14 protein-coding genes and 4 tRNA genes are annotated in these 14180 nt (G+C 39.3%); 7 read left to right on the top strand and 11 right to left on the bottom strand.

Annotated features, from left to right (window positions below; all coding sequences use genetic code 11):
* Positions 1-87: 87 nt before the first annotated feature.
* Together I6F66_RS19990 and I6F66_RS19985 are read right to left on the bottom strand one after the other, a co-directional pair.
* Entirely contained in the window at positions 88-612 is a 525-nt protein-coding gene (locus I6F66_RS19990; RefSeq protein ID WP_197159981.1) for a CIA30 family protein, read from the bottom strand.
* A 67-nt stretch (positions 613-679) separates the two neighbouring features.
* Complete coding sequence (locus I6F66_RS19985; RefSeq protein ID WP_197176549.1) at positions 680-1456, bottom strand: hypothetical protein; 777 nt, start codon at positions 1454-1456, stop codon at positions 680-682.
* 163 nt (positions 1457-1619) lie between these two features.
* Here I6F66_RS19985 and I6F66_RS19980 point away from each other — a divergent pair, with 163 nt between their 5' ends.
* From I6F66_RS19980 to I6F66_RS19960, 5 genes are all read left to right on the top strand, one after another.
* Positions 1620-2630 (top strand): RDD family protein, encoded by a 1011-nt coding sequence (locus I6F66_RS19980; protein ID WP_197176550.1) that lies wholly within the window; start codon positions 1620-1622, stop codon positions 2628-2630.
* A gap of 88 nt (positions 2631-2718) precedes the next feature.
* Positions 2719-2970 carry a type II toxin-antitoxin system Phd/YefM family antitoxin gene (locus I6F66_RS19975; RefSeq protein WP_033029102.1) on the top strand — a complete coding sequence of 84 codons (252 nt, stop codon included), beginning with the start codon at positions 2719-2721 and terminating at the stop codon, positions 2968-2970.
* Positions 2960-3250, top strand: coding sequence for a type II toxin-antitoxin system RelE/ParE family toxin (locus I6F66_RS19970; protein WP_197176551.1), 291 nt, complete (start codon positions 2960-2962; stop codon positions 3248-3250). Before I6F66_RS19975 ends, I6F66_RS19970 begins: the two co-directional genes overlap by 11 nt.
* Positions 3251-3326: 76 nt before the next feature.
* A complete protein-coding gene (locus I6F66_RS19965; RefSeq protein ID WP_197176552.1) occupies positions 3327-4178 on the top strand; it encodes an alpha/beta hydrolase in 852 nt (283 codons plus the stop codon).
* Positions 4179-4258: 80 nt separating this feature from the next.
* Positions 4259-4957 (top strand): hypothetical protein, encoded by a 699-nt coding sequence (locus I6F66_RS19960; RefSeq protein ID WP_197176553.1) that lies wholly within the window; start codon positions 4259-4261, stop codon positions 4955-4957.
* Between the two features lie 63 nt (positions 4958-5020).
* On the opposite strand, the gene lnt is transcribed toward I6F66_RS19960, so the two are convergent.
* Genes lnt through miaB form a run of 5 tightly spaced genes read right to left on the bottom strand, consistent with a single transcriptional unit; the run spans position 5021 to position 10479 of the window.
* Positions 5021-6571, bottom strand: a complete 1551-nt coding sequence (gene lnt, locus I6F66_RS19955; RefSeq protein WP_197209638.1) for an apolipoprotein N-acyltransferase — start codon at positions 6569-6571, stop codon at positions 5021-5023.
* Entirely contained in the window at positions 6552-7436 is an 885-nt protein-coding gene (gene corC / locus I6F66_RS19950) for a CNNM family magnesium/cobalt transport protein CorC (RefSeq protein ID WP_165728904.1), read from the bottom strand. The genes lnt and corC overlap by 20 nt, the downstream gene beginning before the upstream one ends.
* A gap of 22 nt (positions 7437-7458) precedes the next feature.
* Positions 7459-7917, bottom strand: a complete 459-nt coding sequence (gene ybeY, locus I6F66_RS19945) for an rRNA maturation RNase YbeY (RefSeq protein WP_002958542.1) — start codon at positions 7915-7917, stop codon at positions 7459-7461.
* Positions 7918-7921: 4 nt separating this feature from the next.
* Entirely contained in the window at positions 7922-8980 is a 1059-nt protein-coding gene (locus I6F66_RS19940) for a PhoH family protein (protein WP_165740996.1), read from the bottom strand.
* A gap of 50 nt (positions 8981-9030) precedes the next feature.
* Entirely contained in the window at positions 9031-10479 is a 1449-nt protein-coding gene (gene miaB, locus I6F66_RS19935; protein WP_165728902.1) for a tRNA (N6-isopentenyl adenosine(37)-C2)-methylthiotransferase MiaB, read from the bottom strand.
* A gap of 169 nt (positions 10480-10648) precedes the next feature.
* On the opposite strand from miaB, the gene I6F66_RS19930 reads away from it, so the two are divergent.
* Together I6F66_RS19930 and I6F66_RS19925 are read left to right on the top strand one after the other, a co-directional pair.
* Positions 10649-11905 (top strand): FAD-dependent monooxygenase, encoded by a 1257-nt coding sequence (locus I6F66_RS19930; protein ID WP_165740995.1) that lies wholly within the window; start codon positions 10649-10651, stop codon positions 11903-11905.
* Positions 11906-12059: 154 nt separating this feature from the next.
* Positions 12060-13643, top strand: a complete 1584-nt coding sequence (locus tag I6F66_RS19925) for a bifunctional diguanylate cyclase/phosphodiesterase (RefSeq protein WP_007585601.1) — start codon at positions 12060-12062, stop codon at positions 13641-13643.
* 41 nt (positions 13644-13684) lie between these two features.
* Here I6F66_RS19925 and I6F66_RS19920 read toward each other — a convergent pair.
* The 4 genes from I6F66_RS19920 to I6F66_RS19905 all read right to left on the bottom strand — a co-directional run bounded on the left by I6F66_RS19920 (position 13685) and on the right by I6F66_RS19905 (position 14153).
* A tRNA-Gln gene (locus I6F66_RS19920) sits at positions 13685-13759 on the bottom strand.
* 39 nt (positions 13760-13798) lie between these two features.
* Positions 13799-13883 (bottom strand) — tRNA-Leu (locus tag I6F66_RS19915).
* A gap of 71 nt (positions 13884-13954) precedes the next feature.
* Positions 13955-14029 (bottom strand) — tRNA-Gln (locus I6F66_RS19910).
* A gap of 39 nt (positions 14030-14068) precedes the next feature.
* A tRNA-Leu gene (locus tag I6F66_RS19905) sits at positions 14069-14153 on the bottom strand.
* Positions 14154-14180 lie beyond the last annotated feature (27 nt).

The following is a 14180-nucleotide window of genomic DNA, read 5'->3' as shown; positions in this document are numbered from 1 at the left end:
GAAATCGAAAGATTGAGTCATGTGTCACTCCTGTTTTCTTAATAATACTGAAATGACACAGATTTCTAAACACTACCTGCTGGTGGGCTAGCTTTTAAACTCAATTTTACCCACTTCAAGTTTAAACCTACCTTCTTGCTTGCCTGCAATCATAAAGCCTAGCTGTTTTATGTCATCAAAATCAATAATCGGTTGTTGCTCAAGCACGCGACCGCGATACGTTAAAGTAAAATCACTCGGAGCAAAGTTTATATCTACCCATTCATTTTTTACTGTTTTAAATGAGTGGGTGTACGCTGCGCCATCAAGGTAATTGGTAGTTCTGAGTCTAAGCTGATAGGTTTGTCCATCGCCTTTAACACGCAGTGCTATAGCTTTAGTATTTTGGCTTTGTGTATTTAGCTCTGTACGTATTGATGCAAAACCGCCGTTATTATCAAGCGAAACATTGCCTGTAAACAGCAAACTTTCTTGAGTTTGTGTGAATTGGCTATTAGATACACCGCCCATTACTGAGTCGTTAACAACGTACCAGCGCTGGTTTGCATTAGCTTGTGCACTTACAACTAATAAATTAAATACAAAAAGTGATGATAGTTGTTTGGTGATCATGGTTTACTCCTAAGTACTTTAAGCTTACCAATACGGATAAACATATTATTTGTTCACTTATTTAAAGCTAATTATTTTTACGGCTCCATTTTTCCATGATTTTTTCAAACATAATTTCTTTATCAGTTTTATCCTCAGGACAGGGTTTACCGCTACCTTGAGGCATGCCATTACTACCAAATACGGTTGAAGTATCAATTAAATAGCATTTACCGTTAAATTTTTCTAATCGTCGTGTGCCTGCTGTATTTTGGCTAATAACTTCTGAATTAGCAGATTTTACTGGCGTTTTAATAGTGGGATTATTGTTTATCTCATCATTTTCAGAGCTTTTATCTTCACCAAAGGAGACCATTTTTTTATGAGTCATATTATTTACAGGAGAGCCAAATAGCGGCGCGTATGGATTTAGCTTTTTAAATGTTTGAGAAACTTTTGTTGTAGGCTCTGAAGGCGCGGCTAACTGGGGTTCAACAGGTTTTACAGGCTCTTTTTTAAGCTCAGTTTGTGCCTGTGGTAACGTGGTGGTTTTGGCTTGCGTTTTTTTAGTCACCTTTACTTTGGCTTTTGTAGAATCTTTTTTTATAGGTGTAGTGTTAGAGGTCGCTGCATTTGGTGCATCAGTTTTAGTATTTACAGGTTTTATATCAGGCGCATTAGTTGTTGTAACAATTGAGCTTGGCTTAGGTAGGCTTGCTAAATTAACCGTAACATAGGCCTGTATTATTGCGCTTTTTTCCTCCTTTGGCGGCGCAACGTTAATAGATTGCGAAAACAAAAAGTACAACACTATAGCGTGTATACATAACGAGATGACCCACGGCCATGCATTCCCTTTACTCACATTAAATCCTCAACTTATTAGTGCTGTTATGAGTAATTAAATTACATTTAGTTCACTAACAGTTAGGAGTTGTCGTTGTTTTATTTACTTTAGGTTTACCTTGAGCAAAAAATAAAAAACGCGTAAGTTAACCGGGTTACCTATTTTAATAACAAGAAAAATAATGAAAGCCAAAGAGATAGAACAATTAGAATTATCAAATTCTGAAACCCGAGAAGTTGTTACCCCCTACGCCTTTAAAATTGACAGTGCATTACTAGGCTTGCCTTTAGCTACACCAAGTAGGCGTGCATTAGCGATTATAATTGATGTTGCACTTATATTTTTAGCAGCCAAGCTCAGTGCGGCTTTAATCGCATTTGTCGCTGCAATGGCTTTTTATAAAGGCACTGCGCAACAGTACTTACCTAAAATGTCGTCGTTTTGGCGAAGAACCCTAAAAATTTTTGCAGCAAGTTTTTTATTTGTAAGCGCACTTACTGTGCTTTCAATTGGCATAGATTACCTAGAAGACGATAACGCTGATCAAGGTCTAGCTGTTCAGGGCGTAAAAATACAAGATGAAATTCAGCTTACCGCCACAGAAAAGCAACGGGTAAATACTTATTTAGCGCAAACAGCCGATGAAAGCTGTGATCAACCTTGCCAGCAAAATGCGCTTGATAATTTAATAGGGGAAGTACCCAAATTAGCAAAAATGAATGACCTACAAAGCCCACAACTTGCTACCGTATTTTTACAGCTATTAGTGCTCAGTGAAAATAACGAAATACAACCGGCACAGTTAATAGAAGAAAAGCCAGCACAAACAACTACTAACAGTATTTTGCAGTGGAGCAAAGGCATTATTCAAGACCTAGGCTTAGGGTTTGGCTGGGCTGCTGTTTACTTTACGTTGTTCTCGTTACTTTGGCGCGGGCAAACACCAGGTAAAAAAGCATGTAATATTCGCGTGGTCGCCCTAAGCGGTGAGCCATTAGGTTTATTAGATTGTTTTGGTCGCTATGGCGGCTACGGCGCAGGCTTTGCAACCGGGCTATTAGGGTTCCTGCAGATATACTGGGATCCAAACAGACAAGCCATTCAAGATAAAATATCGGCGACAGTGGTTATTAAAGGTAACTTGAATCAAGTTGTGGATGTTGAAACCGTTGTAGATGCAGTGAAAGAGTAATAAAAACTAACAAGATTATAAAAAAGAATAGCTATAAATAAAAAAAGGTCTAAAATTAGGGCTTAATTTAGTTCTTTTTAGGTGTTTCATGAGACAAGTTTTAGCTGATTGTTCGGCAAGTATTTCAGAACTTAAAAAAAATCCAACAGCGCTTTTAAATGAAGCAGATGGCGCTGCAATAGCCATATTAAATCATAACAAGCCTGCTGCTTACTTAGTACCTGCACCAATGTATGAGCTAATTATGGAACAACTGGATGATTATGAACTAACTAAAGTTGTTGAGAGCCGCAGAGGTGATTTATCTCAAGCGGTTGAAGTTAGTATAGATGACTTATAAGTTAAAGTTTTTACCTGCGGCGTTAAAGGAATGGGGGAAGCTAGCGGCCCCACTTAAAAGTCAGTTTAAAAAGAAACTTACTGAGCGCTTAGACAACCCACATGTGCCTGCATCCAAGTTGCGAGGCTTTGATAATGTTTACAAAATAAAATTGCGTACGGCAGGGTATCGCTTAGCTTACGAAGTTATTGACAACGAAGTTGTGGTTTATGTACTTGCAATTGGTAAGCGCGATAAAGATGCGATATATAAAAAGTTAGCGTCGCGAATTAAGGAATAGCAATAAAAGCGGTGTTTTGATTGTTGAAAGAAAGCCAGACGTTTCTTCTTGGTTTGTTATTAATACAAGGATATGTATGAAAGTCTTATCAATAATATTTTTATATTTATTTTTTACAGTAAATGTAAATGCCTCAGAGTCTATTATTTTAGCCAAAACCTATCAGCTAAAATCTACTATTTTAAATGAACAGCGTAATTATAGTGTTTATTTACCGCTAAGCTACAGTGAAAACCCGAATCAAGTATATCCTGTGATTTACTTGCTTGATGGTGACCCAACCCATTTAAAAGCAGTTGCTGGACTGGTGGAAGCGCTCAGTACAGAGCGGCTAGAGCAGCAAATACAAGAAGCTATTATTGTTGCTATTCCTAACAGTAAAAATGCGATAAGAGAGCGCGACTTTACCCCTACAAATGTAGATTGGACATTTAACGGTCAGCTACTCGAAAAGTTTGAAAATATTGGCAACGCCGCAAATTACAGCGCCTTTTTTGAAAAGGAACTCATTCCACTCATTAATAAAAAATATCGCACATCAAATAAACGAGTTTTAATTGGCGAGTCTTTCGGTGGCTTGTTTGCCAGCTATGTATTGCTTATCAACCATGCGCTATTTACAGATTACTTAATTATTGATGCCACGTATCTTTGGGATAATAACTATCTCAATCGTTATTTTGATGAGAAGCAACTAATAAATAAGCTGCTTAAAGGTAATGTGTATTTTACCTTTGCAAATAATGCCGAAGCGTTTGGTGAGATTGGCAAAACAAATTACCAATGGGGCTTAGAGTTTGCTAAAAGATTAAAAATGCATTCAAGTAATAATTTACATATAAATCAACGTTACTTTGAAGGTGAAACTCATGGCACAGTCGCTGCGCTTAGCTGGTATTATGGGTTGAGAAAATTATTGCAGTTATGAAGTGTTAATGATCTTTAATTTATTTAAGCTTAAAGCTAAAGTCACCTTTATTATTAAACAAAAAAATGGAGCGTAGTTAAGTGATTGAACCTGTGAAAGAGTTAAACAAAGCAATTAATGCAGATTTAAATTTAGCTCCGCCTATCGATACTGCTTTAGCAAGTTGTAAAAAAACGCTAGTAATTATTTCATCAGTGTTATTAGCCCTTACTTTCTCAGGCGCGAAGGTTACAGAGGCAAATACTTTTATTTTTAAAATTACATTTACTAACCCTACAGGTATTAATACTCTTTTACTGTTATCGATTGGATATTTATTACTCCGATATAATTCTATATCTCACTTCTATACAGATAATTATAAAAAACAATTCGCTACAAGAGTTTTGGATAATAAGTTTTTTAGAAGGTATGACAGTTACAATGATGTAGTTGATGGATTTATCCCTGATTTGCTTAAACCAAAAAAAATATATCTTAATGATGATAAATACAAACACAGCAGTCATAGCTATTTAGACTATGACCTTAAAGTAAGGTTATTTTTTAATGCTTATATCGACCTTACTGAATATGACGAGCATGGCAACCCACGTCTATATAAGTTTTATTTAATAGACTCGAAAGATAAATTTCAGTATTTATTCGCACTCGGTATTATGTTTTCTCACTGGTTTCTGGAACAATTTCGTCAACGTGACTTTTTAGAGTTATATAGTCCAATGTTTATCGGATTCATAGCAGTATACAGTAGTGTATGGGTGAGGTTAGCATCATAAATTTTGAGCTTTGACTTCTAATTTAATACTGAGAGCTGAACTTCAACAGCGATCAGTATTAACTTATTTTCTGAACCTAGCCCCAAACCCAATAACTCCCATCAACAACACAAATCCCCACACAAACATGTTTCCATACTGGCTGTACACGCTATCGCCTTTTATAAGCTTAATGTTGGCTTTTAATATGGTAGCTTCAAACTGAGGCATGGTTTGTTGTGTGTGGCTTATAGGGTCGTATACGGCGCTTACACCATTGTTAGTAACACGCACTAGAGGGCGTTGTAGTTCGAGCGCGCGCATACGGGCTATTTGCATATGTTGCAAAGGCCCAATGGAGTCGCCAAACCAGGCATCGTTACTTACAGTAAAGAGTAGGTCGGAGTCGCTTTTGTAATTACCGCGTACTAAATCGGCAAAAACAATTTCGTAGCAAATAGCGGGTAGTAGGTTAAAGCCATTGGCGCGTAAGTTGTTTTGTACTTTATCGCCACGCGTAAACGACGACATAGGTAAATCGAATAACGGGGCAATAGGGCGCAGTAAATCTTGAAACGGTACAAATTCGCCAATAGGTAATAGCTGGTGTTTTTGATAGCGGTTTTTATCTAGGTAACGGTAATGCCCATGCTCGTCGTCGCGTTCTTTATTACCGACCACAATAAGTGTATTGAATATGTTTTTAGTATCGCGTTGGTAGTCAACAATACCGGTTACAAGGGCGGTTTTATTAAACGAGGCTGCACTGTCTAAATTGGCTAGGTAGGAATCAGCAAGCATTTCTATTTCGGGCACTGCGGCTTCTGGCCATACTATTAAGTCGGCATCCCAGTGAGGGCGCGTCATGTCTTGGTATTTGCTCATGGTGGTCCAAAACTCACTTGGCTCAAAGCGCAGGTGTTGTTGTATGTTTCCTTGAACGAGTAATACCGACATGTTTTTATCTGTGTAATGAATACTGCCTGTGGTATTTGCGCCTGTAAAAATGAGCGCAACAGCAATGGCCGTAACAACAGGGGTTTTAAAATCTTTTTGGGTTAAGCGATAAAGTGAAAAACCAATTGCTATACACACGAGGGTTAAGCCAAACTCGCCAATATAAGGGGCAAGCAGCCTGAGTGGTCCGTCGGTTTGTGTATAGCCAAAACTTAACCACGGGAAACCGGTAAGTACGGTACCACGTAAATACTCACTAATTGCAAAGCAAGCAATGAGTAATGCACCAAAGCTTTTAGGGCCAGTGGCAAAGCGTGTGGTTGCCCAAAAGGCAAGGGCTGGAAATAACGCTAAGTATGAGCACAAAAAAGCCATTAATGAGAGTGACACTATAAGCGGCATACCGCCAAAGGTGGCAATAGAAACATGGACCCAGCTTATACCTGCACCAAACCAACCTAGACCAAATATAAAGCCATATTTAGCAGCGGTTTTTGCGTGTGCTTTACCGGTATTATTAGGGTTAATGCAAAAAATTATGGCACCAAGGCTAATAAATACAATGGGCCAAATTTCAAAGGGGGCATAGCCAAAAGTTAAAACAAGGCCCGCAACCAGTGCGAGCCATGCTTTTTTATCTTTTGCTAATAGGGTAAGTCTAGTTAGCAGTTTCTTCACTGTCGTTATCATCATCCTTAGGAACGGTGACTTGCAGTTGCAAAATACGACGATTGTCGGCGTTGGTTACTTTAAATTGGTAACCTTCTATGTCAATCGTTTCCCCACGGCTTGGCATGTGGCCAAATGCGTGCAGTACAGTTCCACCAATAGTATCGGCTTCGTCTGTGCTGTAGCCTGTTTTAAAATGCTCGTTAAAGTCATCTACAGGTGTGAGTGCTTGCACTACGTGAACATGTTTAGCAAGTCGACGAATATCTTGATGTTCTTCTTCTTCGTCGTGCTCATCTTCGATTTCGCCAACAATTATTTCAAGAATATCTTCAATCGTTACTAAGCCCGATACGCCGCCGTATTCGTCAATAACAACAGCCATATGGTAGCGTTGCTGACGAAATTCGTTTAGCAGTGTATCAACACGTTTGCTTTCAGGTACTACCATTGCTGGGCGTAAATAATCGCGTATTGATGGTAAGTGCTCGTCTTTATTTAAGATCAGTGGCAATAAATCTTTAGCGAGCAAAAAACCTTCTACATGATCTTTATCTTCAATCACCACCGGAAAGCGTGAGTGAGTTGAGTCAACCATCATTGGAATTAGCTCTTCAAGCGGTTTGTCGATCTCAAGAGTGATCATTTGTGAGCGCGGAACCATTATGTCTCGCACTTTAAGCTCAGACACGCCAAGCACACCTTCTATCATCTCTTTTGTTTCTGGATCGATTACGTCTCGTTCTTGCGCATCGGCAATAACTTCGACCAGCTCTTCTCTATTCTGGGGTTCCCCTTGCAACATTTGAGCTATTCTGCCCAACCACGTTTTGCCAGAAGAACCCTGGCTAGATTGCGAGTTACCGTCGCTCATTGCGTCTAATTGCTCCGTTAATTTAAATATCGTCCCGGTATGGGTCTGCTATGTTCAGCTCTGCAAGTAATTGCTTTTCTATGCTTTCCATCTCTAAAGCATCGTCACTCTTTATATGGTCAAATCCAAGCAAATGCAAGCATCCGTGAATAACCATGTGGGCAAAGTGGTCATGAAATGACTTCTCTTGCTCAATTGCTTCAGCTAATACAATGGCTGGGCAAATAATTAAATCACCAACCAAGGGAATATCTATTCCTGGTGGTGCTTCAAATTCGAACGACAGTACGTTGGTCGGTTTATTTTTACCACGATAGTCGTTATTAAGCTGTTGCGATTGCGCTTCGTCGCTAATAACAATACTGAGCTCTGACTCATCACGATATTGGCTAAGGGCTTTGTCGGCCCACAGTGCAAATTGTTCTTCGCTTGGGAGGTTGTCAAACTCACACGCTATTTGTAAATCAAGTTCGGTTGTCAAAGTATTACTCTTTAGTAGTAGGCTGTTGAAGAGCAGCAAGTGCGTCTTTTGCATTTTGCTTTTCAATGCGCTTTAGTCGCTCGCTTTCGTCGTTACGCTCGTAAGCTTCAACTATGCGTGCTACAACAGGGTGGCGTACTACGTCTTGGGCTTTAAAGTAGTTAAAGCTAATTTCGTTTACACCATCAAGTACTTCCATTGCATGGCGAAGGCCTGAGCGTGTACCACGAGGTAAATCGACTTGTGTTATATCGCCTGTAATAACCGCTTTTGAGTTAAACCCTATGCGGGTTAAAAACATTTTCATTTGCTCGGCGGTGGTATTTTGGCTTTCATCTAAAATAATAAAGGCATCGTTTAAAGTACGTCCGCGCATGTAAGCAAGCGGTGCGACTTCAATGATATTTTTTTCGATGAGCTTTTCTACTTTTTCAAAACCTAGCATTTCAAAAAGCGCGTCGTAAAGAGGGCGCAGGTATGGGTCTATTTTTTGACTTAAATCGCCAGGTAAAAAGCCAAGCTTTTCGCCCGCTTCTACAGCAGGACGCGTTAATAATATACGGCGTATTTCTTGGCGCTCAAGGGCGTCAACGGCGGCAGCAACAGCAAGGTAGGTTTTACCAGTACCAGCAGGGCCAATACCAAAGGTAATGTCGTGGTGTAAAATATTAGCCACATAAACACCTTGGTTATCGTTACGTGGTTTAATTACACCACGGCGTGTTTTAATCACCATATCTTTGCCGTAAGCACTGCTTGATGCGTCTTGCTCTAGGGCTTTTGATTCGGTAATAGCTAAATGAACGGCTTCGGGTTCTATTTCGCCTAAAACACCACGAACTGGTTGAGTATCAACATAAAGGTTTTTTAAGATTTCTACAGCGCCGGCGCAGTTGTGTAATTTACCGGTTACTTTAAAAAAGTTGTCACGGTGAATTATTTCAACAGCCAGATGGCGTTCAATTTGTTTGATGTTTTCGTCAAACGGGCCACATAAAGAAGAAAGGCGTTTGTTATCGGCAGGTTCTAAATAAATCTCTAATGTTTTTAACTGATTACTCAAAATTGCTTCCTATAGTACTGCGCCAGCGTTAACTGGCGCTAATAGTGTGACTAAGGAACGAAAGTAGCTACGCCAATTTCGTTAACAGTGTCTGGTTTTGGCTCTGCAGCTGCAGCTTTAGTTAAAATAGCTGAAGGCGCGATTTCACGTCGTAAGTTCATTTCTGATTCTGTACGAATTAAGTCACCACGTAAAGAATTAGGTAGTGCTTCGGTAATACGTACGTCAACAAACTGTCCGATCACTGTGTGTGGGCCAACAAAATTTACTACACGGTTATTTTCGGTACGGCCACGTAATTCCATTGGGTTCTTTTTAGAAGGACCTTCAACAAGTATACGTTGCTCTGTATCGAACATTTGGCGGCTAATTTGCTGCGCCATTTGTGTAATACGATTTTGTAGTAAGTATAAGCGTTCTTTTTTCTCTTGCTCTGTTACGTCATCTGGCAAATCTGCCGCTGGCGTACCTGGGCGTGCACTGTAAATAAAGCTAAAGCTCATATCAAAACCAATGTCGCTAATAAGCTTCATGGTTGCTTCAAAGTCTTCTTGGCTTTCGCCTGGGAAACCAATAATGAAATCTGACGACATGCTTAAGTTAGGACGAATTTTACGTAACTTACGAATTGTCGATTTGTATTCAATTGCCGTATGGCCACGTTTCATTAGGTTTAATATACGGTCTGAACCACTTTGTACTGGTAGATGTAAGTGATCTACAAGCTCTGGTACATCAGCGTAAACATCGATTATATCAGGCGTAAATTCTACCGGGTGCGATGTGGTGTAACGAATACGGTCAATACCATCAATAGCAGCAATAAGACGAATCAAATCTGAGAAATAACATATTTCGCCATCGTGTGTGTCGCCGCGGTATGCGTTTACGTTTTGGCCTAGTAGGTTTACTTCACGTACGTTTTGCTCAGCAAGCTGTGCAATTTCAAGTAGTACGTCATCTACTGGGCGGCTAACTTCTTCGCCGCGAGTATATGGTACAACACAAAAAGTACAGTATTTAGAACAGCCTTCCATAATTGATACAAACGCAGATGGGCCATCCGCTTTTGGCTCTGGCAGGCGGTCAAACTTTTCAATCTCTGGGAATGAAATATCAACAACCGATGAACCTTTGTTGCCTTGCACTTGTTTAATCATTTCTGGTAAACGATGCAATGTTTGCGGGCCAAAAATAACATCTACAAATGGTGCGCGTTGGCGAATAGAGTCACCTTCTTGTGAGGCAACACAACCACCTACACCAATTATTAAGTCTGGCTTGTCGTCTTTTAACAATTTCCAACGACCTAACTGGTGAAATACTTTTTCTTGTGCTTTTTCACGAATTGAACAGGTGTTAAGTAAGATTACGTCGGCATCTGTTGCATCATCAGTTAGCTGGTAGCCGTTGGTGGCATCTAAAAGTTCAGCCATTTTCTGAGAGTCGTATTCGTTCATCTGACAACCCCAGGTTTTAATATGCAGCTTTTTGCTCATTGAAATATTGCCTCGTGTTCAATTCGATAGTGGCACAAAAATGTGCTAGAAACAGGATTAAGGAGCAAGCATGCTCACTTAAAGGAGGCGTATTTTAGCTGGATACCCGCCCAGATCCAAGTATAGTTTTCATGTTTGTGATCTCAAATCAATACAGGACGAGTTTAATGTGCTGTTAGGGATATCCTCTGGTATAAAACAAATTAATTTTGATACAATCAAAACAGACTCAAGTAAGAATAAAATGATGAAAAACATGACCAAAAATAATGTGATAGTGGTTGGCGGGGGCATGGTTGGCGCAGCTATGGCGATAAAGCTGGCTCAGCAAGGCTTTGGTGTGCGCATAATTGAAAAACACCTAATAGACCCATCGCACATTCTTAGTAGCGATAAGGTGGATATTAGAGTGTCTGCCATTAATCGTTTTTCAGAAAATTTACTTGATGAATTAGGGGCAATGCCTCTTTTAAGGCAAAACCGCATAGCACCTTATCAACAATTAGAGGCTTTTGAGCGCGGTGGTGACAATTTATTATTTGATTGCGCCGACATAAACACGACACATTTAGGCCACTTGATTGAAAATAGTTTAATTCAAGCAAGTTTGTGGCAGCAATTTGGGCATTATAAGATTGAGGTTATTGAGCAGTCATTGCCGGTAACTAAAATAGAGCAAACGGATGATTTAATTACGCTTGTGTATGGTGATCAAACCTATACGGCTGATTTAGTAATTGCTGCCGATGGCGGGCAATCACAGCTGCGTGCTAAAGCTAATATTGGTATTACGGGTTGGCAGTACCAACAGCATTGCATGGGGGTATTAATTAAACTCGATGCACCGCAACAAATTAAAACATGGCAACAGTTTACACCAAGTGGGCCGTTAGCATTTTTACCAATGCAGGCACCGTACGCTAATTTAATTTGGTACGACGATGCAAATACATTGCAAGCATTTAAAGGGCTAAGCCCAACTCAGTTAAAAACGCACATTCTGAATAAATTCCCAGAACTTGCTGGAGACTTTGAAGTACAAACCCATGCAGTATTTCCGCTTACTCGCCAACATGCGAATAATTATTCGCAAGGGCGCTTGGTTTTAGTGGGCGACGCTGCACATACAATTAATCCCCTTGCAGGGCAGGGCGTTAATTTAGGTTTTCAGGACGTAGTGGCACTTGCTGAGGTTTTAAACGAAGCAGGAGATATAGGTTGCCCACTAAAACTTAAAGAATACGAGCGAGCTCGCCGCAGGGCTAATTTATTAATGATGAGCATGATGGACGCGTGTTACTTTGGGTTTTCTAATCAAATTACGCCACTTAAATGGGCACGCAGCCAGTTTTTAAAAATGGCGAATAATACGGGGCCAATAAAAAACTGGGTTTTAAAATACGCAATTAGTGGTGATTTAGGCTAAATTTAAAGTAGATATTAGAAAGGCTCATTTATGAGCCTTTTTTTATGTCTGTTTTTAAGTCAGCAAATAGTGACTCGGCTATATTGAACACGGTTTTAATTTAACTGGTGTTACATCACTAAATCGCAATTTAATAACTTTAAAGAGTCTGTGTGTGGATAATTTTTTTACAGTAATAATTATTTTAGGTGCGCTACTGCTTGTTGCTAGCTTAAAAACAACCGTTAAAGTTTGCAAAAAAACATCGCAAAGAGCATGGAGTGTACTGCTATGCGCTATTATTTTTTTTATTATAGGGTATTGGTGGATACTCTATTATTTTTCAAACCACGACATTGCACCCGTCGTTATGAATATGGTGGCTATGTTGTTACTTGGCGGTGGTGGGTTTGTTTTTTTAGTTATTAAACTGAGCTTAAAAAGTATTCTTAAAATAGAGCAAGCAACGCAGTATCAAAAATATCAAACTGAGCACGATAACTTAACAACTCTACCTAACCGCGATAAATTTTTTAAATCTTTAAGTAAACAAGTTGAATATCCTTCCCCATTTTCACTATTTTATATCGACTTAAATAACTTTAAACAAATTAATGATGCGTTTGGGCATCAGTGTGGTGACCAACTCTTGGCTGCATTTGCCAATAAACTAAATAAAGAATTATGCGGCATTGCTAAGTTATATCGAATAGGTGGCGATGAGTTTGCTTTTTTATTGCATACCGATACAGATGAAAGCATGAATTATTGTGTAAACATTATAAACTCAGCCGTCAAAAGTCCGTTTTGTACGAATGAGCAAATGGTTAAAATACAATTAAGTATAGGCGTAAGCCGTTTTCCTGATGATAGCCGATTGCCCGATCAGCTATTAAAAAAAGCTGACTTGGCACTGCATGAAGCTAAAAAAACATTTCAACCTTTGGTAAATTACTCATCTGCAATAGGTAAACGAGCTGAGGACTTTTTTGATTTATCAGCCAAAATTAAAGTGGCATTACATAAAGATGAGTTTGAGCTTTATTTACAACCCATAATGGACTCTAAAGATCTGCAATTACATGGCCTAGAAGCGCTTATCCGATGGCCGCAAGATGATGGTAGCTTTATTAGTCCAGAAAAGTTTATAACCGTAGCTGAGCGTACAGGGCTTATTTTTCCTTTATCGAAATGGGTTGTACAAGAAGCCGTTAATCATATTAGAAAGCTCAAGCTATTTGGTTTCACCGGTACTATACATGTCAATTTATCAACGAAAGATATTGAAAGCAGCGAGTTTTACGATTTTATAATTAGTTTACTCGCAACCGACCCTACATTAAGCGACTCGTTAATTTTTGAAATTACAGAAGGTGCAATGATGACAAATATACCGGCTGCTAGAAAAATGATGCAACAGTTGAGTATGCGCGGGTTTAAATTTAGTGTTGATGACTTTGGTACTGGCTTTTCGTCACTGTCATTATTAAGAGAGCTGCCAATCAATCAAATAAAAATTGATCAGTCGTTTGTCAAAGATATGCTTACTAACTCGCCTGATTACGCCATTGTAGAATCTACATTGTTTTTAGCGAGTCGATTAAATTGCGATGTAGTTGCTGAAGGAATAGAAACTAAAGAGGTAGAACAGGCGTTGTTGAGTCTTAACTGTGATTATTTACAAGGGTATTTATATAGCAAACCAATAAATATAGATGAATTTATAAATGTTTATTTAAGTGCAGAAAAAGTAAGTTGAATTTAATGAGTATTGAGAAGTTTTAGACAGGGGAATCAAATTGGCTGGGATACCAGGATTTGAACCTGGGAATGCCAGGATCAAAACCTGGTGCCTTACCGCTTGGCGATATCCCAACTATAAATTTGAATTAGTTTTAGTTCTTAATAAGAACATGGTGCGGAAAGAGAGACTTGAACTCTCACAACCGAAGTTACTGGAACCTAAATCCAGCGCGTCTACCAATTCCGCCACTCCCGCATCACTAATTTGCCAGTTTGAACTCTAAGCAAGAGTTATTCTTTTATCCAACTTTCCTTGGTAGAAGAAGTTGGCTGGGATACCAGGATTTGAACCTGGGAATGCCAGGATCAAAACCTGGTGCCTTACCGCTTGGCGATATCCCAACAAAGAATTCTTTGATAATTTTAGTTCTTATCAAGAAATGGTGCGGAAAGAGAGACTTGAACTCTCACAACCGAAGTTACTGGAACCTAAATCCAGCGCGTCTACCAATTCCGCCACTCCCGCATCGTTTGTACAATAAAGTACAGGTAG

The sequence above is a fragment of the Pseudoalteromonas sp. NZS100_1 genome, from assembly GCF_015864285.1.
Taxonomy (GTDB): domain Bacteria; phylum Pseudomonadota; class Gammaproteobacteria; order Enterobacterales; family Alteromonadaceae; genus Pseudoalteromonas; species Pseudoalteromonas arctica.
The sequence above is the reverse complement of the archived record's forward strand: the minus strand, read 5'-3'. Positions and strand labels throughout refer to the sequence as shown.